At 66.6% G+C, this 21,271-nt stretch carries 22 protein-coding genes; 7 read left to right on the top strand and 15 right to left on the bottom strand.

Features of this window, described 5'->3' with window-relative positions:
* Window positions 1-137: 137 nt before the first annotated feature.
* Window positions 138-566, bottom strand: a complete 429-nt coding sequence (locus U1839_RS10125) for a CBS domain-containing protein (protein ID WP_332803519.1) — start codon at window positions 564-566, stop codon at window positions 138-140.
* 73 nt (window positions 567-639) lie between these two features.
* On the opposite strand from U1839_RS10125, the gene U1839_RS10120 reads away from it, so the two are divergent.
* Window positions 640-918, top strand: a complete 279-nt coding sequence (locus U1839_RS10120; protein ID WP_332803518.1) for a hypothetical protein — start codon at window positions 640-642, stop codon at window positions 916-918.
* Here U1839_RS10120 and U1839_RS10115 read toward each other — a convergent pair.
* From U1839_RS10115 to hisS, 7 genes are all read right to left on the bottom strand, one after another.
* Window positions 915-1,124: a hypothetical protein gene (locus U1839_RS10115; RefSeq protein ID WP_332803517.1), complete on the bottom strand. Its 210-nt coding sequence runs from the start codon at window positions 1,122-1,124 to the stop codon at window positions 915-917. The two genes, U1839_RS10120 and U1839_RS10115, sit on opposite strands and share 4 nt — an antisense overlap.
* Entirely contained in the window at window positions 1,121-2,455 is a 1,335-nt protein-coding gene (locus U1839_RS10110; protein ID WP_332803516.1) for a DUF4139 domain-containing protein, read from the bottom strand. Before U1839_RS10110 ends, U1839_RS10115 begins: the two co-directional genes overlap by 4 nt.
* Window positions 2,456-2,477: 22 nt before the next feature.
* The gene (locus tag U1839_RS10105) at window positions 2,478-3,884 is read right to left on the bottom strand and encodes a DUF4139 domain-containing protein (protein WP_443030596.1); all 1,407 of its coding nucleotides are present in this window, start codon (window positions 3,882-3,884) and stop codon (window positions 2,478-2,480) included.
* Window positions 3,885-4,000: 116 nt separating this feature from the next.
* Complete coding sequence (locus tag U1839_RS10100; protein WP_332803515.1) at window positions 4,001-5,050, bottom strand: DUF4167 domain-containing protein; 1,050 nt, start codon at window positions 5,048-5,050, stop codon at window positions 4,001-4,003.
* Between the two features lie 258 nt (window positions 5,051-5,308).
* Window positions 5,309-6,115 (bottom strand): peptide chain release factor N(5)-glutamine methyltransferase, encoded by an 807-nt coding sequence (prmC, locus tag U1839_RS10095; RefSeq protein WP_332803514.1) that lies wholly within the window; start codon window positions 6,113-6,115, stop codon window positions 5,309-5,311.
* Window positions 6,116-6,447: 332 nt separating this feature from the next.
* Entirely contained in the window at window positions 6,448-7,524 is a 1,077-nt protein-coding gene (prfA, locus tag U1839_RS10090; RefSeq protein WP_332803513.1) for a peptide chain release factor 1, read from the bottom strand.
* Window positions 7,521-8,828 carry a histidine--tRNA ligase gene (gene hisS, locus U1839_RS10085; RefSeq protein WP_332803512.1) on the bottom strand — a complete coding sequence of 436 codons (1,308 nt, stop codon included), beginning with the start codon at window positions 8,826-8,828 and terminating at the stop codon, window positions 7,521-7,523. Before hisS ends, prfA begins: the two co-directional genes overlap by 4 nt.
* A 95-nt stretch (window positions 8,829-8,923) precedes the next feature.
* Here hisS and U1839_RS10080 point away from each other — a divergent pair, with 95 nt between their 5' ends.
* From U1839_RS10080 to ppa, 3 genes are all read left to right on the top strand, one after another.
* The gene (locus tag U1839_RS10080; protein WP_332803511.1) at window positions 8,924-9,565 is read left to right on the top strand and encodes a DUF1345 domain-containing protein; all 642 of its coding nucleotides are present in this window, start codon (window positions 8,924-8,926) and stop codon (window positions 9,563-9,565) included.
* Between the two features lie 91 nt (window positions 9,566-9,656).
* Window positions 9,657-11,567, top strand: a complete 1,911-nt coding sequence (locus U1839_RS10075; protein ID WP_332803510.1) for a M61 family metallopeptidase — start codon at window positions 9,657-9,659, stop codon at window positions 11,565-11,567.
* Between the two features lie 90 nt (window positions 11,568-11,657).
* Entirely contained in the window at window positions 11,658-12,215 is a 558-nt protein-coding gene (ppa, locus tag U1839_RS10070) for an inorganic diphosphatase (RefSeq protein WP_281127779.1), read from the top strand.
* Window positions 12,216-13,243: 1,028 nt separating this feature from the next.
* Here the strand turns inward: ppa and U1839_RS10065 are convergent.
* From U1839_RS10065 to U1839_RS10035, 7 genes are all read right to left on the bottom strand, one after another.
* A complete protein-coding gene (locus U1839_RS10065) occupies window positions 13,244-13,600 on the bottom strand; it encodes a TfoX/Sxy family protein (RefSeq protein ID WP_332803509.1) in 357 nt (118 codons plus the stop codon).
* Entirely contained in the window at window positions 13,600-13,920 is a 321-nt protein-coding gene (locus tag U1839_RS10060) for a DMT family transporter (RefSeq protein WP_332803508.1), read from the bottom strand. The genes U1839_RS10065 and U1839_RS10060 overlap by 1 nt, the downstream gene beginning before the upstream one ends.
* Window positions 13,920-14,402, bottom strand: coding sequence for a GNAT family N-acetyltransferase (locus U1839_RS10055; RefSeq protein WP_332803507.1), 483 nt, complete (start codon window positions 14,400-14,402; stop codon window positions 13,920-13,922). The genes U1839_RS10060 and U1839_RS10055 overlap by 1 nt, the downstream gene beginning before the upstream one ends.
* A complete protein-coding gene (locus U1839_RS10050; protein WP_332803506.1) occupies window positions 14,399-15,292 on the bottom strand; it encodes a DMT family transporter in 894 nt (297 codons plus the stop codon). Before U1839_RS10050 ends, U1839_RS10055 begins: the two co-directional genes overlap by 4 nt.
* Window positions 15,293-15,362: 70 nt before the next feature.
* Window positions 15,363-15,653, bottom strand: a complete 291-nt coding sequence (locus U1839_RS10045; protein ID WP_332803505.1) for a hypothetical protein — start codon at window positions 15,651-15,653, stop codon at window positions 15,363-15,365.
* 104 nt (window positions 15,654-15,757) lie between these two features.
* Window positions 15,758-16,885 carry a flavodoxin-dependent (E)-4-hydroxy-3-methylbut-2-enyl-diphosphate synthase gene (gene ispG, locus U1839_RS10040; protein ID WP_281127785.1) on the bottom strand — a complete coding sequence of 376 codons (1,128 nt, stop codon included), beginning with the start codon at window positions 16,883-16,885 and terminating at the stop codon, window positions 15,758-15,760.
* A gap of 12 nt (window positions 16,886-16,897) precedes the next feature.
* Window positions 16,898-17,752 (bottom strand): LytTR family DNA-binding domain-containing protein, encoded by an 855-nt coding sequence (locus U1839_RS10035; protein WP_332803504.1) that lies wholly within the window; start codon window positions 17,750-17,752, stop codon window positions 16,898-16,900.
* 100 nt (window positions 17,753-17,852) lie between these two features.
* On the opposite strand from U1839_RS10035, the gene U1839_RS10030 reads away from it, so the two are divergent.
* From U1839_RS10030 to U1839_RS10020, 3 genes are read left to right on the top strand one after another with little or no spacing between them, the layout of a single operon-like run.
* Entirely contained in the window at window positions 17,853-19,073 is a 1,221-nt protein-coding gene (locus tag U1839_RS10030) for an acyltransferase family protein (protein ID WP_332803503.1), read from the top strand.
* A 51-nt stretch (window positions 19,074-19,124) separates the two neighbouring features.
* Entirely contained in the window at window positions 19,125-20,369 is a 1,245-nt protein-coding gene (locus U1839_RS10025) for an acyltransferase family protein (RefSeq protein ID WP_332803502.1), read from the top strand.
* On the top strand, window positions 20,293-21,219 hold the full coding sequence (locus U1839_RS10020; protein WP_332803501.1) for an isoaspartyl peptidase/L-asparaginase family protein: 927 nt from the start codon (window positions 20,293-20,295) through the stop codon (window positions 21,217-21,219). The genes U1839_RS10025 and U1839_RS10020 overlap by 77 nt, the downstream gene beginning before the upstream one ends.
* Window positions 21,220-21,271 lie beyond the last annotated feature (52 nt).

Genomic DNA, 21,271 nt, shown 5'->3' with positions numbered 1-21,271 from the left:
GGGATTCGCGAATCACCCGCGACCCCGTCGAATCACCCCGCTGAGTCGTCCGATTCACCCCCAAAAGGCGTGAATCGAGGCCCAAATCGGCCCGCCCCCAGCCGCCACGCCTGTTCGGGCGTGGCGGCCGGAGCGACTCATGCGGACTGGATGTAGCTGCGCATCGCCTCGGCATCGGCCTCGATCCGGTCGATGCGGTATTTGACGAGGTCGCCGATCGAGACGACGCCGATCACCGTGCCACCGTCGAGCACGGGAAGATGGCGCACGCGGCGCCGTGTCATAAGAGAGAGAGCGCCGATTGCCGGCTCGTCCGGCGCGACGGTGATCGCCGGCGCCGTCATCACGTCGCCGACCGACTGCTCGAGCGCCGCGGCACCATGCACCGCGATCGCATGGATCACGTCACGTTCGGAAAAGACCCCGACGACCTTGTAGCCGTCCATCACCGGCACCGCGCCGATACGTCGCGTCGCGAGCAGCGCCACGGCTTCACTCACGCTTTGGCCGGCGGTGACGGAAATCACCTCGCGCCCTTTATTGCCCAGGATCGCTGCGATTGTCATGATTGCCTCTCCTCCTGCGGATCTCCGCTTATGAGGCCATTGATGATCCCATGTTTCGGGACCAAGGGAAAGCATGGACCGCAAATCTTCCGGGCTCGACGATCCCGAACAGGCCGCCCATGCCTGGGCACGCTACCGACAGCTGATGGCATGGATGGGCCTCGCCGCCCTGCTGACCGCCGGCGCCTGCGTCTGGGGGCTCGACTATTTCTATGGCCCGCTGTCGTGGATCGCGATTCTCGCGACGATCGGCGGCATCGGCGGCTCGGTGATGATGGCCGCCGCGCTGATGGGCCTGGTGTTCCTCAGCTCGGGCACCGGTCATGACGAAAGCGTCGGGGAGCACGACTAGCTGGTGATCGTCACGTCGAGCGTCGCCTCGCCGTTCGCCGGCACAATGATCTGCCAGGTCTTGCGCCCCTTGCGTTCGACCAGCGGCGCTGAGGCGCTGACCTGCCGGCCCGGAATCGCGATCTCGAAAGCGGCGGCGCTGTCGCGGGCGTTGGTCACCGTGATGCGATAGGGCGCCTTCTTCTTCTCGACCGGCAACGCCGTCACCTGAGCCGCACGTCGGCGCTCGTGCCGGCGCCGAACTCGATCTCCTCGCCGACCGCGCGATCGGCCACGTCGCTTTCGCCGATCAAGAGCGCGGTGTCGCCGCGCGGCGCAAACACGGCAACCCCGCCCGCCGGCAGCGGCAGGCCGAGATGATCCTCGCTGCGGTTCTTTGCGCGCAGCACCACCGCAGTCGGCACGCTCTCCGGCTGACCTGGCGCGAACTGGCCGAGATGCACCGTTTCGAACGGCACGGCGCTGCGATCGATCATCGCCACCTGCTTGCGGCTGCGTGCCGCGACGGTGACGGGCTCGGGAATACGGTAGAGCTTGAGGTCGCCGAGTTCTTCCTGCCGGGCAACCATCAGCGAAGGCGCTGCACTGGAGACGACCGCTATTGGGACCGGTGCGTACATGACTCGCTTCTGCCGCTGGGCGGTAACGATCACGTCATAGGCCTCACCTTCGCCCGATTTCGGCAATGGGAGTGGATCGATGCGCCACTTCGGGTGCGTCGCGGTGTCGTCCATCGGCCAGCATTCCAGTCGTAGCTCGGGCGCTATCCCCTCGGGTTGCTCCGCCGCCGCCTCGCGGTGCAGGCCGCCCGCCACCGCCTGGGCATGCGCGCCGCTGAATCCCTCGCTACCGCCATTGGCCATCGTCAACCAGGCGAACAGGTCGAGCGTCCGCCCGTCGGGCGCGACGCGCACGACATAATTGGCCGACCAGTCGAAACCTTGCGCAAGATACGACAGCTGGAGCGTGACCGTGCTCGCGCCCGGGCTGTCGGTCACCACCGACAGCGTCGGCCGCGCGGCGAGATCGGCCGGCACGGCGGGATAGGACAATTTCTCCGGCAAGCCCGAACAGCCCAGCGCCTCGACCCCGCTTGCCGTGGTCAGCAGCACCCCGCCACCCGGCCCGGATTCGATGATCGCCTCGCCCGTCGTCACCTTGCCGGTCTTGCGGTTGGTGCGGCGGATCGTCACGCGGCGCTTGAGCCAGGCATCGATCAGCGCGGCGGGCGACAGCAGCCGCGCATCGCGATTCTTCTCGACCACACCGCGCGGCAGGCCGGTGACGATCGCGGTCTCGGGCAGCATGCCCTGCGCGACGCCTTCGAAGCGCAACACCGCGCGCCCGGCCGGCACCGCGATGGTGCGCGTCTCGGTGATCAAAGCATAACCACTCGGCCAGCGCGGATCCATGTCCCCCTGCCCGCGGGCCGGATCGCGGTAGAGCGTGACCGATACCTGATCGACATGATCCGAGGTCACCACGCGCTGCGCCACCGCCGGCGTCGCCGCCAACAATGCAAAGGCCAGAGCCAGCAAGGATGCGATCCGGCGAATCGGATCAGTAACGCGTATCGAACACCACGCTGAGCGACGCCTTGCCGTTCGCCGGCACCGGCACCTTCCATTCCATCCGGTCGGCCGAGACGCGCGTGCCGGTGATCGACTGCTCGACGATCCGCACATCGCCCCACAGCCCGTCCTGCGCCATGTCGACCGTCACCGGCGCGGGCCGCGCATTGGTGAAATCATAACGCATCGTCGTGCGCCAGCGGCTCGACGACAGGCGCTTGCGCTCGACCGTCACCGCCTGCCCCTTCACGTCGAAGGCATCGCCGGTGCGCAGCGACATTTGCGAGCCCATCGGCGTCGCCTCGATGCGATTCTCACCGACGAACTGCGGATCGCCCTGCGCATCGCGCATATAGACCCGGATCGTCCCCGAGGGCAGCTGGTCGCCGAGCCCGCCGCTCTTGCCGGTGGAGAATTTGATCACGCTCGCCGCGCTGCGCGGCTCGTCGGTCGTCGCCAGCCAGCCATTGACCCATTCATAGCTGCGCCGCGCCGGCGCACCCTTCACGTCGAGAAAGCTGACCTGCTTCTGCTGCGCATTGGCGACCGTCGTGCGCTCGGCCAGCGGATAGAGATAATAGTCGCCGAGCCGCTCGCGCGTGCCGCTCTCGGTGCCCGCGGCGTCGAGCCGCGATTCGCCGAGCCGCGAGAAATCGCCGCGTGTCGCATTGGGGTTGCCGGCAATCAGCAGGACATGCGCGTTGCGATAGGTCGTGCCGGTATTGTTGCTCAGCGTCACCCAGCCCTGCACGTCGACCGTCGCCTTCGCCTCGTCGAACAGCATGACATAGTCGCTGGTCCAGTTCATGCCCGGGGTCAGATAGGTCAGCGTCGTCGGGATGCGCCCGGCACGGTCGGCCTGCACCGTCACCGACAATGTCGGCCGCGCGCGCAGATTGTCGGGCACCTTGTCGAACACCACGCGCACCGGCAGCCCGTCGTCGCGCAGCACCTCGATGCGGTTGCCGATCTGCAGCACGATGCCGCCATTGGCCGCCAGCACCTTGGCCTGTTCACGCGTCTCGGAGCCGGTCGCCGGATTGGTACGGACGATGGTGATGACCGAGCCGACCGCTTTCTCCATCAGCTTGTCGGGCGAAAGCAGGTCGTAATCGAAATTCTGCTCGACCACGCCGAGCCCCGGCCCCGACAGCGTCACCGTCTCGGAACGGATCTGCGCCGACACATCGGGGAATTCCTGCCGCGTGCGGCCACCGGGCAGGTCAAGCTGGCGCTGGTCCTGCACCAGTGCCTGGCCATTCTGGTAGATCGTCACCGCGACATCGCCCTGCGCCGAAGCGCCCTGCGGCAATACCGCCTTCGTCGTATCGGGTGCGGTTTGCGCCGATGCCATGGCCGGCCAGATGAGCGCCGCCAGCATGATCCGTCCGCGCATCGTCACTCTCCCGCCGCCGTGCCGCGAGATGCTACGATCAACCACCGGCAACGCAACGAAAAAGGGACCGATCCGCGCTGGATCGATCCCTTTTCTGAAACCGGTAATGCGCCGCCTCAGCTGGCCGGCGTCTCCTCCGGCTTGATCAGCCGCGGACGGCCGCGCTTGCGCGGCGCCTCGGCCGGTGCCTCATCGCTGCTTTCGCTGGCGGAGACGGTCAACGCCGGCGGCAACAGCGCGGCATCGAAAGCGGCCGGAGCCTCGGCATCCTCGCGACGCGGGCGACCGCGACGACGCGGCTGCTCGACCGGGGCAGCTGCCTCTGCGACGGGTGCTACCGTCTCGACGCGCTCGACCGGCACCGGACGTTCGACACGCTCCGGGCGTTCGGCACGCTCGGGCCGCTCGACGCGCTCCGGGCGTTCGGCACGCTCGACACGCTCCGGGCGCTCGGCCCGGGCCGGCCGCTCGTTACGATCGGCGCGCGGCTCGTTGCGATCCTGCTCGTAGCGGGGGTTGTTGTTGCCCGCATTGTTGCCGCCGGCATTGTTGTTGCCGTTATTGCCATTGTGGCCGTTGCGCTCGGGACGATCCTGGCGGTCGCCGCGCGCCTGGCGATCGGGCTGCCGGTCCTGGCGCTGCGGGCGATCCTGCCGCTCGTAACCGCCATTGCCGTTGTTGCCGCCCTCAGCATTGCTATTGCCATTATACTGGCGCGGGCGCTCGTCGTCCTGCTGGTCGTCGCGGTTGCCCTGGTAATTGCCACCCTGGTTACCCTGATTCCCCTGGTTGCCCTGATAGGGAATGCCCTGGCCCTGGCGCTCGACGCGGGCGACAGGCTCGCCATCATCGTCATAGTCCTGCTCGTCCTCGTCGAACGACTGGCCGGACTGGCGGCGCGTTTCCTCGAAGCGCGAACGCGTCTCGGCGAGCACGCGGAAATAATGGTCCGCGAACTGCAGGTAATATTCGGTATTCACCCGATCGCCCTGCATCTGCGAATCGCGGGCGAGGTTCTTGTATTTCTCGAGCAACTGCGCCGCATTGCCACGCGCGCGACTGTCGATGCGGTTGCCATTGTCCTGGCGACCCGAATTACCTTGCGGGCGCTGCTGCTGCTGCCCGCCACGACCGCGACGGCGGCCGGCTTGACGATTGTTGATCAACTGTTGCTGTCCTCGTCCCTTAAAACCAACGCGGTCTCATGCTCCGAAAAAATAGGAGGCGTGCTCCCCGGGGGCCGCTCACCGACCATCGGTCGAGCGATCCTGCCACGGTCGCCGGACTGCAGCGACGTCATGACCGAAGAGACGGGCAACCGCCCGATTCCAACAACTTGATGTTGAGATCGCGTGCCCCTGTTCGGCTCATAGCCGGTGGCGCGACATTCGCCAAGCGGAATATTATATCCGCAGTGGATCGGGTCATGCCGCGACCAGCGCGCGCGGCCGCCCGGCAAGGTCGTGTCGCAGCGCGACGGTCAGCCCCTGTGCCGCCAGCAGCGCCGTCACCGCCTCGGCCTGGGTCGCGCCGATTTCGACGATCGCGACGCCGCCCGGGGCGAGCAGCGCGGGAAGCTGCGGCGCGATGATGCGATAGGCATCGAGCCCGTCGAGGCCGGCGAACAGCGCGGCGGCGGGTTCATGCGCGCGGACCTCGTCGGGGAGAGGCTCGGAAGTACCGATATAGGGCGGGTTGGCGAGGACCAGGTCGAACTGCTCCGCCACCCCCGCCGCCCAGTCGTCGTGGCGAAACGCCACCCGATCCGTCATCCCGAGCCGCGTCGCGTTGTCGCGCGCGCAGGCAAGCGCTGCGTCGGAGGCATCAATCCCCAGTCCGGTCGCCGCCGGCCATTGATCGAGCGCGGCGAGTAGCAACGTTCCCGGCCCGGTGCCGAGATCGAGGATGCGCGCCGGCGCCCGATCACCGAAATGGTCGATCGCCGCCTCGATCAGCGTCTCGCTGTCGGCGCGCGGGATCAGCACGCCGGGGCCGACCGCAAGGTCGATCGTCCAGAAGGCGCGCGTGCCGATGATATAGGCGATCGGCTCATGCGCGGCACGGCGCGCGACCAGCGCGGCGAAACCATCGGGAACCGGGTCGTCGAGGTGGCGCAGCAGCAATGCCTCGCGGCTCACCCCGAGCGCATGCGCCATCAACAGTTCGGCATCGAGCCGTGCGGTTTGGGAAAAGGTGAAGCGGGCGGCTGCTTCCGCGAGCGCTCTTCTCACTCCCTATCCCCTCCGGGGAGAGGGGCAGTCAGATTCGATGCCGTTTCCCACTGCCCTCTCACAACTTCGCTTCGCTCATCTGCACTCTCCCCAGATGGGGCTACGACATTCACACATCATTCGGGAGCGACGGCAAATCCTTCTCCCCTTGTGGGAGAAGGTGGCGCGAAGCGCCGGATGAGGGGGAGTCCAGAACGCGACGTCCGCGTCAGCCCCCCTCACCCTTCCCATCGCTTCGCGACGGGCCCCTTCCCTCTCCCACAAGGGGAGAGGGAGACTAAGCCCACCCCAAATATGTGAATCCAGTAGCCAGATGGGGAGAGGGCGAAAGATCACGCATCGAGGCTCGCCAGCCGTTCGGCCTCGTCCTCGGAGATCAGCGCGCCGAGCAGCTCGTCCATCTCGCCTTCGAGAATCTCAGGGAGCCGGTGCAGCGTCAGGTTGATGCGGTGATCGGTCACCCGGCCTTGCGGGAAATTATAGGTGCGGATGCGTTCCGAGCGATCGCCCGATCCGACCATCGACTTGCGCGCGCCGGCACGCTCGGCATGGAGCCGCTCGCGTTCCGCCTCGTAGAGTCGCGTGCGCAGCACCTTGAGCGCCTTGGCCTTGTTCTTGTGCTGCGACTTCTCGTCCTGCTGGATCACCACCAGCCCGGTCGGGATATGCACGATGCGCACCGCCGAATCGGTGGTGTTGACCGACTGGCCGCCCGGCCCGGACGAGCGATAGATGTCGATCCGCAGGTCCTTGGCCTCGTCGATCTGGACGTCGACCTCCTCGGCCTCGGGCAATACCGCGACGGTCGCCGCCGAGGTGTGGATGCGCCCGCCGCTTTCGGTCACCGGCACGCGCTGCACGCGATGCACGCCGCTTTCGAACTTCAACCGCGCGAACACGCCCTTGCCTTCGACCGAGGCGACGACTTCCTTATAGCCGCCCATCTCGGCCGGGCTGGCCGAGATCAGCTCGACCCGCCAGCCCTGCCGGTCGGCATAACGCTGATACATGCGCAGCAGGTCGCCGGCGAACAGCGCCGCCTCGTCGCCGCCGGTGCCGGCACGGATTTCGAGCATCGCGGCGCGCTCGTCGGCGGCGTCGCGCGGCAGCAGCGCCAGCGCCAGCGTGCGATCGGCCGCCTCGAGCCGGGTCTGGTTCTCGTGCAGTTCCTCGGCCGCCATCTGGCGCAGCTCGGCATCGCCATCCTGCGACATATGCTGGAGCGAGGTCGCCTCGGCACGCAACCGGCGCACTTCGCCCGCCGCGCGCGCGACGGGTTCGAGCTCGGCATATTCCTTCGACACTGCGACGAAGCGGTCGGAGGCGAGTTCGCCGGTCGCCATCAGCGCCTGCAACTCGTCGCGCCGCGCCTCGATCTGCGCGATCCGGTCAGCGGAGATGCGCGTCATTGCGGCGCTGCAATTCCATCGAGACCCGCCAGCATCGTCGCGAGGAAATGGCTCCTGCCGACGCCCTCGCCCGATTCGATATCGACCAGCCGCCGCTTGATCTGCTCACCGGACTTGAGGCTGCGGATGGTGACCTCCTGATTGGTGATCTCGTCGTCACCGACGATGACGACATAGGCCGCACCGCTCGCATCGGCACGCTGCATCCGCTTCTTGAGATTGCCGCGGAACGCCATGTCGCAATATGCCCCCTTACGCCGCATCGTCGCAATCAGACGGGTGCAGAACTGCTCTGCCTCGGTGCCGACCGGAATGATCACGAATTCCGGCTTTTCGGTCGCCGGCTCGTCGATCAACATCGCCAGCCGCTCGACCCCGGCCGCCCAGCCGACACCCGGCGTCTCGTTCCCGCCGAGCGAGCCGATCAGCCCATCATAGCGCCCCCCGGCCAGCACCGTACCCTGCGACCCCAGCCGCTCGGTGATGAACTCGAACGCGGTGTGGCGATAATAATCGAGCCCGCGCACCAGCCGCGCATTGCGCGTCCAGGCGACGCCGGCGGCATCGAGCCCGGCCGTCACCGCGTCGAAAAAGTCGCGCGCCTCGGGCGTGAGATAGGCGTCGATATCAGGGGCAGCATCGGCGATCGGCCGGTCGCGCGGGTCCTTGCTGTCGAGGATGCGCAGCGGGTTCTTGTCGAGCCGCGTCACGCTGTCGTCCGACAAATCGCCGCGATGCGCCTCGAAATGTGCGACCAGCGCGGCGCGCCACGCGTCGCGCGTTTCCGCGTCGCCCAGCGTATTGAGCTGCAACGTCACGCCGTCCGAAATGCCGAGCTCGCGCAGCAACTGGTCGGCGAGCACCAGCAGCTCGACGTCCGCCGCCGGTTCGGCCGCGCCGATGATCTCGGCGTCGATCTGGTGGAACTGGCGGAAGCGACCCTTTTGCGGGCGCTCATAACGGAACACCGGCCCCGAGGTCGCCAGCTTCAGCGGCGCATATTGCTGCCAGCCCTCGGTCAGATAGGCACGGCAGATGCCCGCGGTGAACTCCGGCCGCAGCGTCAACGAATCGCCGCCGCGATCGGGGAAGGTGTACATTTCCTTCGACACGACATCGGTCGTCTCGCCGATCGAACGCGCGAACACCTGGGTATCCTCGAACACCGGAATATCGACGCGCTGAAAGGCGTAGAGCCGGCGGACATGCTCGAACGCCTCCAGCACGCGCGCGAAGCGGCGCTGCTCGTCGCCGAAAATGTCCTGTGTGCCGCGAATGCGGCGGGGGGTCTCTATGCGCGCCATGTTGGCGGCGCTCTCTAGTAGAGCGCGCGGCCAAGCGCTAGCACCGCGTGAAATTCCCTCTCCCGCCCGGTATAAAAACGACGAGGAAACACCTTATGGCCCTCAATCTCGGCAAGAGGATCGCGCCGCCGCGCTTCGTGATGTTCGTCCTGGTGTTCATCATCGCGCTGTTCGTGGCGATCCCGCCGCTCGGCTGGGGTCGCGGCGCGATGGCGGCGTTCGACGTCGCAAGCGCGCTGTTCCTGATCGCGATCTGGCCGCTACACCGCAAGGGTACTGCCGCGCAGATGCGCAAGTCCGCCGCGGACAACGACGCCAACCGCACGCTGCTGCTCGGCATCACCGGGCTGACGATGGTCATCATCCTTGTCGCCGTTGCCAAGGAATTGCAGAGCAAGAGCGATGCGAAGGTCATCGCGCTGGTCATCGCCACGCTCATCCTCGCCTGGCTGTTTTCCAACATCGTCTATGCGCTGCACTATGCGCATCTGTTCTATTCCGACTGCGACGGCGACGGCAATGACAGCGGCGGGCTGGAATTCCCCAAATGCGCCGAACCCGATTATTGGGATTTCATCTATTTCAGCTTCACGCTCGGCATGACCTTCCAGACCAGCGACGTGGAAATCTCGTCGCGGCGCATGCGGTTGAACTCGCTCGGCCAGTGTCTCGCCGCCTTCGTGTTCAATCTCGGCGTGCTTGCCTTCACCATCAACACGCTGGGCAGCGGTGGCTGACCATGGGGAAAAAGGACCATTTCGGGCGTGTGGACGAGCATGTGACACTTGCCTACATCACGTCGCTTACTCTTCTTTCGAAAGCGCCCGCATGAACCTTCGTCTGCTTGCCGCCCTGCTTTTGTCGACCGCTGCAATTGCCCCCGCCCTTGCCGAGAATTCGCGGCCGCAGCCCGTTCCTTATGTCGATACCATCCCGGCGGCGCGCGACGTGCCCTATCCCGGCATGATGACGCTCGACATCGACGCGACCGACACCGAGCGCGGCATCTTCACCGTCAAGGAAACGCTCACCGTCGCAGGCGGCGGGCATATGGTGCTGCTCTTCCCGAAATGGCTGCCCGGCGCGCATAGCCCGCGCGGCGAGCTCGACAAGCTGGCCGGGGTGCGGATCAGCAGCGGCGGCAAGCGCATCGAGTGGACCCGCGATCCGGTCGATGTGTTCGCCTATCACATCGACGTGCCGCAGGGCGCCAAGGCGCTCGACATCGACCTTCAGTTCATCTCGGCGACCAAAGGCGACCAGGGCTCGATCGTGATGAGCCCGGCGATGCTGCGACTCCAGCCCAATTCGATGAGCCTCTACCCGGCCGGCTATTTCACCCGCCAGATCCCGGTGAAGATGACGGTGAAATATCCCGAAGGTTTCAAGGCGGCGAGCGGCTTGCCGTCAAAGGCGGTCGGTTCGACCTACAGCTATGACCTGACGAGCTATGAGACGCTGGTCGATTCGCCGATCCTTGCCGGCCGCTATTACAAGGCGTTCGAGCTCACCCCGCGCGTGACGCTCGACACCTTCGCCGACACCCCCGACCAGCTCGCCGCCAAGCCCGAGCAGATCGCCGCGCACACCCGGCTCGTCGAACAGGCGGTCAAGGCGTTCGGCGCGCAGCATTACGACCATTATCACTTCCTGCTGTCGATCAGCGACCAGCTCGGCGGGATCGGGCTGGAGCATCATCGCAGCTCGGAAGACGGCACCCGCCCCGGCTATTTCACCGAATGGGACAGCAGCACGGGCTCGCGCAACCTGCTGCCGCACGAATTCACCCATAGCTGGGACGGCAAGTTCCGGCGCGGCGCCGATCTGTGGACGCCCGACTATCGCACGCCGATGCGCGGCTCCTTGCTGTGGGTCTATGAGGGGCAGACGCAATTCTGGGGTTATGTCCTCCAGGCGCGTTCGGGCCTCGTCTCGAAGCAGGATACGCTCGACCAGATCGCGGCGACTGCCGCCTTTTACGACACCAACCCGGCGCGGCAGTGGCGCGACCTCGTCGACACGACCAACGATCCGGTCATCTCGTCGCGCCGGCCCAAGGGCTGGACCAGCTGGCAGCGCAGCGAGGATTATTATTCCGAAGGCCAGCTCGTCTGGCTCGAGGTCGATTCGCTGCTGCGCGAACAATCGAAGGGGACGAAATCGATCGACGATTTCGCCCAGGCCTTTTTCGGCATCAACGACGGCGACTGGGGCGAGGTGACCTACACGCTCGACGACGTCGCCGCGACGCTCAACACGATCCAGCCCTATGACTGGAAGGGGCTGCTCACCCGCCGCCTGACCGAACATGGCGAGGGCGCCCCGCTCTCGGGTCTGACGCGCAACGGCTATCGCCTGGTCTATACCGACACCCCGGCGCCAACCTTCAAACAGGGCGAAAAAACCCGCAAGACCACCGATTTCACCTATTCGCTCGGCTTCGTCGTCAATCCCACAGGCGAGCTCACCAGCGTGCTGTGGCAGGGCCCCGCCTTCGCGCAGGGCCTGACGATCGGCGACACGATCGTCGGGGTCAACGGCATGATCTGGTCGGACGAGCGGATGAAGACCGCGATCATCCAGGCCAAGGACAGCAAGGAGCCGATCCACCTGCTGGTCAAGGCCGGCGAGCGACTGCGCGATATCGCCATCGACTATCATGGCGGGCCGCGCTATCCGCACCTCGAAAAGATCGGCAGCGGCGAGACGGGTCTCGACAGATTGCTGGCGGCAAAGTGAGGGGAGCCACCCACCACCGCGTACCCTGATCCTGTCGCAGCCCCCGGCCGCGACAGGCCGGGGCGCCCGGCAGCGAGCAGAGCCACACCCATGAACATCGACATGATCCCCGTCGGCGACAATCCGCCCGAGAGCCTCAACGTCATTATCGAAGTGCCGGTCGGTGGCGAACCGGTGAAGTATGAGTTCGACAAGAAGTCGGGCGCATTGTTCGTCGACCGCATCCTCCACACCCCGATGCGTTACCCGGCGAATTACGGCTTCGTGCCGCACACCTTGTCGCCCGACGGCGACCCGCTCGATGCGCTGGTCATCGCGCGCTCGCCGTTCATACCTGGCAGCGTCGTCCGCGTGCGCCCGATCGGCGTGCTCAAGCTCGAGGACGAGGCCGGTGGCGATGAGAAGCTGATCACCGTGCCGGTCGACACGACCTTCCCTTATTACACCGATGTCGGCGAGCGCGGCGATCTGCCGTCGATCGTGCTCGCGCAGATCGAGCATTTCTTCACCCACTATAAGGATCTCGAGCCCGAAAAGTGGGTGCGGATCGGCAGCTGGGGCGATGCCGAGGAAGCGCGCACGATCGTCATGGACGCGATCGCCGCCGCCAAGGCCGCGAAGAAGAAGGCCAAAAAGAAGAAGGACTGATACCAGGCCTCGCGGATCGGCACCTTTAGCCCTCCGCTGAAGGGCTCCGGCGTTCACACATCATTCGAGAGCGGCGACAAAATCCTTCTCCCCTTGTGGGCGTCTTGGCGCGTGACGGGTCGAAATGCTCCCCCGGAGCATTTCTCAATCATGCCGGGGGCATGATTGACCCGGCACGCGACAAAACGGGTGGCGCGAAGCGCCGGATGAGGGGGAGTCGCGAACGCGACGTCCGCGTCAGTCCCCCTCACCCTTCCCATCGCTACGCGATGGGCCCCTTCCCTCTCCCACAAGGGGAGAGGGAGAATACGCCGCCCCAATTGTGAGAACCCGGTAGCCCGTAAGGGGAGCTTGAGAGAGCCCTACTGGCTGGGATTCGGTATGATATCAGGTCTCACAGGCGTGAGCGCTGCGATCCAACCCCTCCCGTTCGCCGGGCGGGTTGGGGCGCAGCGTTCCGCAGGTACATCTCGATGACCGCCATCGCCGCGCCGATTCAACCGACGGCGCCGCTACCTTATGCTCGCCGGCATGACAGCGCGCACCCTTTGTGAGACCCGCCGTCGTGCTGAAAATGCGCGGCTCCGGCCCCGGCACGTGCTGCACAAGGGGGCGATGCCGGCCGACGGCCGCGTGCTGATGGATCGCGCACGCCTTCCCGCCCGCCGAGCGCCAATCAAGGCCATGAACAGTTCAGGCTATTCGCATAATGCGCTCAGTAACGCCCAGTCCTCGGAATCGCCGCCAGCGCCCGCGCCATTGACCGCCCGAGGCGCGCGGTGTTGGGATTCGCGACATTTTCGTCGCCTCGTCATCACAACGCGGCGATCCAACTCCACGAAAACGCGACCCCATCCCCTCGCAAAATGGCCCCTTTACTTGCAACGCATGACACACACGACTTGCGCAATAGTTGAGCAAGGCACGCCTGCCGGCGCGAACTGCGCGTGATTCAAATCGCCAGCTCTCCCGGTAGAAGCAGGGCCACGGTCATCCCCGTCGCCGCTCTTTCCCATCGTCCGATAGCGCTACTTCTTCGCGCGCTTCTTCCTGGCCGGCGCGCGCAGCCCGGCCGCGACGCCGAGGCTCGCCCATTCGCGCAGCGCATCGGCATCGTCATAGACATCGTCGGGCGCGCGGCGATAGTTCATCGAATCGACGCGACCGTCCTTGGATGTCATGGTGAAGCGCGGACACTCGGCCGCATCCCAGGTCGCGTCGCTTTCGGCATCGGCCTTGAACCACAGCAGGTCGTCGGCGACGATCGCGAAGATTGTGCCGTCGAGATAGAGCGTCGCGCCGCCCATCATCTTGCGCATCGTCACCGTGCCGCGCGGCGCCATCGCTTCCTCGACCCAGTCGATCAGGCCCTGGTCGAACGCCATCAGCGACCCGCCGTCAGCTTGAGCCCGGCAATGCATGCCACCACGCCGAGGATCAGCAGCAGCCGCGGCAGGCTCGCCGGCTCCTGATACCAGGCGATGCCGACGATCACCGTGCCGAGCGCGCCGATCCCGCCCCACACGGCATAGGCCGTGCCCATCGGGATCGAACGCGAGGCGACTTCGAGCAGCCCCATCGACAGCGCGACCGAGGCTAGGAAACCAAGCGTCCAGGGCAGGTTGCGGAAACCGTCGACGTTGCGCAGGCAGGTCGTGAAACCGATCTCGAACAGCCCGCCGATCACCAGCCAGACCCACGCCATCAGCCGCGCCCCGCCAGTTTCGCCAGCGCCGCGCCCGAGACGCGGTTGACGGTCCATTCGTCCAGCGCCTCGGCCCCCATCGCGCGATAGAACTGGATCGCGCGCTCGTTCCAGTCGAGCACCGCCCATTCGAAGCGTGTGCAGCCACGATCGACCGCGATCCCGGCGAGATGGCGCAACAGCGCGCTGCCGACACCCGATCCGCGCGCCTCGGGCGTGACGTAAAGGTCTTCGAGATACAGCCCCTTCCACCCCGTCCAGGTCGAGAAGTTGTGGAAGAACAGCGCCATGCCCAGCGGTGTCCCGTCACGCTCGGCGATCACCGCCTCGGCGACCGGGCGCTCGCCGAACATCGCCTCATGGAGCAGGTCTTCGGTCGCCACGACCTTGTCGGATTCGCGCTCGAACGCAGCCAGTTCGCGCACGAAATGGAGGATCGTCGCCACGTCGCCCGGCATGGCAGCCCTGATCGTCACGCTCATATTGCTGCCTCCGTATCTGAAATATGCGCCGGGCGGTGACGCGCGGCGATGATGCACCCGCTGATGATGAAGGCCGCACCGGCCATGGTATAAGGCGAGAGCCGCTCGCCGAACACCAGCCAGCCGAGCGACGCCGCCCAGATCAGCGACGTGTATTCGGTCGGCGCGAGGTAACTCGCCTCGCCGCGCGCATAGGCCCAGGACAGCAGCAGCAGCGATGCCGTCGCCAGCGCCGCGGCGCCGATCAGCGCCGGTGCATGATGCGCCTCGGGGATCACCGCCAGCCACGGCGCGGCGAGCGCGAGCAGCGCGGCGACGATGATGCTCTGGAAGAAGGCGATCTCGATCGGCCCGGCGACCTGCGCCTGTTGCCGCATCAGGATGATGTTCCACGCATAGCACACCGCCGACACCAGCACCGCTATGGCGCCGAGAAAGGCGCTATGCCCGAGATGGGCCTGCGCCTGGCCGAGCAGGATGACGCCGACGCCGACCAGTGCGAGCAGCGACGCAGCGATCGCGGCGCGGCTGATCCGTTCCTTGAGCAGGATCGCGGCGAGGAACAGCGCGATCAGCGGCGCGATGAAAGCGAGCGAGATCGCCTGCGCCATGGGTACCCGCGCCAGGCCCCAGAAAAAGGTCACCGCCATCACCGCCGATACCGCGCCGCGCACCAGATGCACGCGTAATACGCCGCTGGCCGGCAGGGCGGTACGCGTGACGAGGAAAAGTACCCCGCTGAGCGCAGCGCCGGCAACGCTGCGCCACAGCAACGCGTTGTACGCGCCGATCGCCAGGCTCAGCCCCTTCATCACCGCGTCCATGCACGAGAAGACGGCGATGCCGAGCGTCGCGACAGCGAAGGCAATGAGGGCGTTCGGGCTTTTCATCGCTGCCCGATAGCGCGGCGTTCGGCCTACGTCACCGGGCACGATCACGCCCGACGCGCCGGCGCTGCCGTCAGCTGATGGTCGGCGGCACCCCGCCACCGGCGCGCATCGGGGCGGGCATATATTCCGGAATATCGCTGCGCAGCGTGGTCGGCGGCGGTGGCGCCGTCACGACATCGGCAGGATCGGGCCCCACATCCGGCGCCGGAGCCGCGTCGGGCGCTGGTGCGGCATCGGGTGCGGGTTCAGGAGCGGCCTTGGCCGTGCTGGTCGCCGCCACGGTCGCGTTCGATGCGTCGGGCGCGTCCGGACCCGGAATCAACAGCCCGATCATCAGCCCGATGACGATCACGATTGGCAAAGCCCATTTCATGGCAATGACATGCCACAAAACGGTTAGCGTCAGACTAACGCTGCGCCCGCCCGTTCAGGCCGATAGGTCGATCCCAACGCCCGAGCCGTGGCTCACTCCGCCGCGACGGCCTCGCGCGCCGCATCCGCCGCGTCGATCTCGGCCGCCTTGGCCTCGACCAGCTTGACGATATGCTCGATCATGTCCTCGCTCTGCACATGATGGTCGGTGACCCCCGACAAATAGACCATGTGCTTGCCATTGCCGCCGCCGGTCAGGCCGATATCGGTCTCGCGCGCTTCGCCGGGACCGTTGACGACGCAACCGAGCACGCTGAGCGACATCGGCGTGCGGATATGCTGCAAGCGCTCTTCCAGCGCCTGCACGGTGCGGATCACGTCGAAGCCCTGCCGCGCGCAGCTCGGGCACGACACCACGCGCACGCCGCGGTTGCGGATGCCGAGCGCCTTGAGGATCTCGAAGCCGACACGGACCTCTTCCTCGGGCTCGGCGGAGAGCGAGACGCGGATCGTGTCGCCGATGCCGTACCACAGCAGCGAGCCGATCCCGATCGCGCTCTTGACCGTGCCGCCGACGAAACCGCCGGCCTCGGTGATCCCGAGATGCAGCGGGCAATCGACCACTTCGGCGAGTTGCTGATAGGCGGCGACCGCGAGGAACAGGTCGGAGGCCTTAACCGCGACCTTATATTCGTGGAAATCATGGTCCTGCAGGATCTTGATATGGTCGAGCGCGCTCTCGACCAGCGCCTCGGGGCACGGCTCGCCATATTTTTCGAGCAGATCCTTTTCGAGGCTGCCAGCATTGACGCCGATGCGGATCGCACAGCCATTGGCCTTGGCGGCGTTGATCACTTCCTTCACGCGCGCTTCCGAGCCGATATTGCCCGGGTTGATGCGCAGGCACGCCGCTCCGGCATCGGCCGCCTCGAGCGCGCGCTTGTAGTGGAAATGGATGTCGGCGACGATCGGCACGCGGCTCGCGCGGACGATCTGCTTGAGCGCGGCGGTGCTCTCGACATCGGGGCACGACACCCGGATGATGTCGACGCCGGCATCCTCGCAGCGGCGGATCTGGTCGATCGTCGCGCGCGGGTCTGACGTCGGCGTGTTGGTCATCGTCTGAACGGTGACCGGCGCATCGCCGCCGACGGGGACGTTGCCGACCATGATCTGGCGGCTGGTACGGCGCGTGATATCGCGCCAGGGACGGACGGACATGGGAGTGTTTCCTTACGCTTCGCCGGCCTTATAGCGCGGCTCGACCCCGTCGCGATAGCGCCGACTGCCACGAATGCGTTCGCCGCCGACGAGATCGACGGTGAAGTCGCCGCTGCGCTCGGTCGCGATGCGCCGGATCGCGGCGCGGCGCACCAGATGGCTGCGGTGGACGCGCACGAAGTCGGCGCCCAGCTCGGCCTCGACCGCGGCCAGCGTCGCGCGGTGGAGCAAGGTGCGCGCGCCCCAGCCGAGCTCGACATAATTGCCCGCGGCGGAGACCCGGTCGACCTCGTCCACCGGCACGTGATGCGTCACCGCGCCGTCGCTCACCGCGAGCGTGCGCCGCGCTTCGACTGGCGGCGTCGCGGCACGGTCGAGCAACCACTGCGCCAACAGCGCGAGCCCGGCAAATTGCAGGAAGCTACCAAGATCCTTGCGATATTCGTAAAGCAGCGGGTTCTCTATGCCGACCATGAAGCGATAATGCTGCCCTTCCACGGCGTAGGCCGGGATACGGATCGCGACCATCAAGCCGATATGCCACAGCGACGCCGGCACGCTCGCTGCCGCGACGATCAGCGCGATCGCCCAATAGGGCAATGTCGCCCGCCGCAGGCGCATGACCAACCACCAGATCAGCGGCACCTCGGTCAGCCAGGCGACGATGCTGCTGGCCTCCCACAGCCAGACATGCGCGGTGGTGACGCGGACGCCTGCGGCGGCGAAATCGCTGATCATCGAGGTGGCGTTGGCGACCATGATCACGGCGAGAATCACCACGAAGCCCAGCCCGAGCAACCGCGCGAGCCGCCGCTGCGCCCCGTTCATCCCGCGCCACCCGCCGCTCGTCCCCTGTGCCTTCACCATCGTCCCGTCGAAACCGCCGCCTGCCCCTCTCCGATACCGGGGAGAATGACCGCCCGCTAGCCATTCGCCATCGCATCATCGGCAATTTGAAGGGCACGGCATGCAACGCCATTACGGGATGGACTGGCTCAGGATCGGCGCGTTCGCGCTGTTGATCCTCTATCATGTCGGCATGGTCTTCGTGCCATGGGGCTTCCACATCAAGACCGCGCAGCCGGCGGCGTGGGTCGAGATACCGATGCTGCTCACCAACCCGTGGCGCTTGACCCTGCTGTTCGTCGTTTCGGGTTTCGCCAGCCGCGCGCTGCTCTCGGCATCGTCGGGGCTCGGCGGGTTTCTAAAGAACCGCAATGCGCGGCTGCTGCTGCCGCTCGCCTTCGGCGTGGTGGTGATCGTGCCGCCGCAGACCTGGGTCGAACTGACCACGCAGCACGGCTATACGCAGGGCTTCGGCTGGTTCTGGCTGCATGATTATTTCCGCTTCGGCACGCTCGCGACGATCATCATGCCGACCTGGAACCATCTGTGGTTCGTCGTCTATCTGTGGGTCTATACACTCGCGCTGTGCCTGCTCGCGCTGCTCCCCGGCACGAACCGGCTGCAGTGCACCTTCGACCGGCTGTTCGGCGGAACCCGCGCGCTGTGGCTGCCGCTTGCCTTTCTGCTCGTCACGCAATGGTGGCTGTTCCACCGCGAGGACGACACGCATGACCTGTTCAACGACGGACTCGCCCATCTGCAATATTTCCCCGCCTTCCTGTTCGGTTTCGGGCTGGCCGGGTCGCGGCGCACGATGGACGGATTGTCGCGGCACTGGAAACTGTCCGCGGCGATCGCGCTGGCCAGTTACGCGACGATCGCGGGGCTGCTGATCGCCTGGCCCGATTTCAGCTTTCCGACCCACGCCGTCGCGACCGCCTTTCGTCTCGCGCGCGAGCTCGAAAGCTGGGCCGCAATCGCCGCGCTGATCGGGCTGGCGGAACGCTTCCTTGATCGCGACAACCGCTGGCGCGCGACGCTCGCCGAGGCGACCTTTCCCTTCTACATCATCCATCAGACGATCATCGTCATGGTCGAATACTGGCTGCGTCCGCTGCACATCGACGCGCTGGCCGAGTTCGCCATCCTCGTCCCCGCGACGGTGGCGGGGTGCTGGGCCTTCTATCTCATCGGTCGCCGGATCGGGGCGCTTCGGCCGTTCATCGGCTTGAAGCGGCACCCGCGCGCGGCTAGCGACGCCCGGCATGATCGAAAAGCCGACCTCGACGCTGGCGGTCCCTGGTGGCGCCGGGCGGATCGAACACGACCCGACCTCGCCTGACCGCGACGGCGGCGCCGAACCCTTCCGCGCCGCCGCTCGTTGGGCGCGGTGATGACCAGGCACTACGGCATGGACTGGCTCAGGATCGGCGCCTTCGCGTTGCTGATCCTCTACCATATCGGCATGGTCTTCGTGCCGTGGGACTTTCACGTGAAGACCGCCCAACCCAATGCCTGGGTCGAGATTCCGCTGCTGCTGACCAACCCGTGGCGCCTGACGCTGCTGTTCGTGGTATCCGGCTATGCGAGCCGCGCGCTGTTCGCCCGGTCGGGCAGCGTTCGCGCCTTCCTCGCCAACCGCAACATGCGGCTGCTCGTGCCGCTGGCCTTTGGCGTTGCCGTCATCGTGCCGCCCCAGACCTGGGTAGAGCTGACCACCCAGCATGGCTATAATGGCGGCTTCCTCCACTTCTGGACGCACGACTATTTCAGCTTCGCGACACGCGACGGCGTGCCGATGCCCGACTGGAACCATCTCTGGTTCGTCGGCTATCTCTGGGCCTACACCATTGCCCTCGCCGCGCTGATCCTGGTCCCCGGCACGGCGCGGCTACAGCGGCCCTTCGATTGGCTGTTTCACAGCCGGCGCGCCGTGCTGCTGCCGCTCGGCTTCCTGCTGGTGACGCAATATCTGCTGTTCCAGCGCATCGCCGACACCCAGGATCTGATCGACGACCCGCTCGCCCATCTGCAATATTTCCCCGCCTTCCTGTTCGGCTTCGGCCTCGCCGGCTCGCCCGCGGTGCTTGCCGGTCTGGCGCGCCACTGGAAATTGTCGGCGGCCATCGCCGTGGCAAGTTTCGCCATACTCGCCACCTTGACCTGGGCGGCGATCGCCGCGCAGCCGCTCACGCTCGGCGGTGCCAGTCTGTCGTGGGACAATCTCACCCGCCTCTCGCGGGTGGCGCGAGTGGTCGACGTATGGGCGGCGATCGCCGCGCTGATCGGCATCGCCGAGCGCTTTCTCAATCGCGACGGTGCGTGGCGCACGGTGCTGGCCGAGGCGGTGTTCCCCTTCTACATCATCCACCAGACGATCATCGTGCTGGGCGAATATTGGCTGCTGCCGCTGAAACTGAGCCCGTTTACCGAGTTCGCCATCCTCCTGCCGGTGACGATCGCCGGATGCTGGATCTTCTATCTCGTGGGGCGCCGGATCGGCTGGCTGCGCCCGCTGATCGGGTTGAAGAGCACGGCGCACGCGCCTACGCCCCCGCGCCATGACCAACATGCAAAACTGGACGCTGGTGATTCACGGCGGCGCGGGGGTGATCGAGCGGGACACGACATCGCCTGAGACCGACGCCGCCGTACGCGACGCGCTCAGCCGCGCGCTCGATGCGGGAAGCGGCATCCTCGCCACCGGCGGCACGGCACTCGATGCGGTCGAGGCGGCGGTAGCGGTGCTCGAGGACGATCCGCATTTCAATGCCGGGCGCGGATCGGCCTTCACCTTCGACGGGAGCAACGAGCTCGACGCCGCGATCATGGATGGCGCAACGCGCGCCGCCGGCGCGGTCGCTGGCGTCACCGCGACCCGCCATCCGGTCGCGCTCGCCCGCGCGGTGATGGAGCAGAGCGCGCACGTTCTGCTCGGCGGCGCTGGCGCCGATGCCTTTTCACGCGAACACGGCCTCGAACAGGCCGATGCCGCATGGTTCGCGACGCCCGAACGGCGACGCCAGCTCGACGAGCTCAAGGCCGGCGGCGGCAAATTCGACGTCGACATGAAATATGGCACGGTCGGCGCGGTCGCGCGCGACGTGCATGGCCATGTTGCCGCCGCCACCTCGACCGGCGGCGTGACGGGCAAGCGCTGGGGCCGGATCGGCGATTCGCCGCTGATCGGCGCCGGCACCTATGCCGACGACCGCGCCTGCGCGGTATCGTGCACCGGCGCGGGCGAGTATTTCATCCGCCTCGGCGTCGCGCACGAGATTGCCGCGCGTGTCCGCCTTGCCGGCGAGGGCGTCCAGGCAGCGGTCGAGGCGGTGATGGGCGAAGTGGCGGCGCTGGGCGGCACCGGCGGGGTGATCGTCGCCGGCGCCGATGGCACGCCGGCGTGGCATTTCACCACGCCCGGCATGTATCGCGGCCGGGCCGATGCCGACGGCACGCGCGTGGTGGCGATCTACGGCGACGAGTGACGCCGGCGCCGGCCGACATGGTTAACGCTTCGGCAACCGCTTTCGCGGATAT

The organism is Parasphingomonas halimpatiens, from assembly GCF_036663795.1.
Lineage (GTDB): Bacteria > Pseudomonadota > Alphaproteobacteria > Sphingomonadales > Sphingomonadaceae > Sphingomonas.
This window is presented reverse-complemented; position numbering and strand designations above follow the sequence as displayed.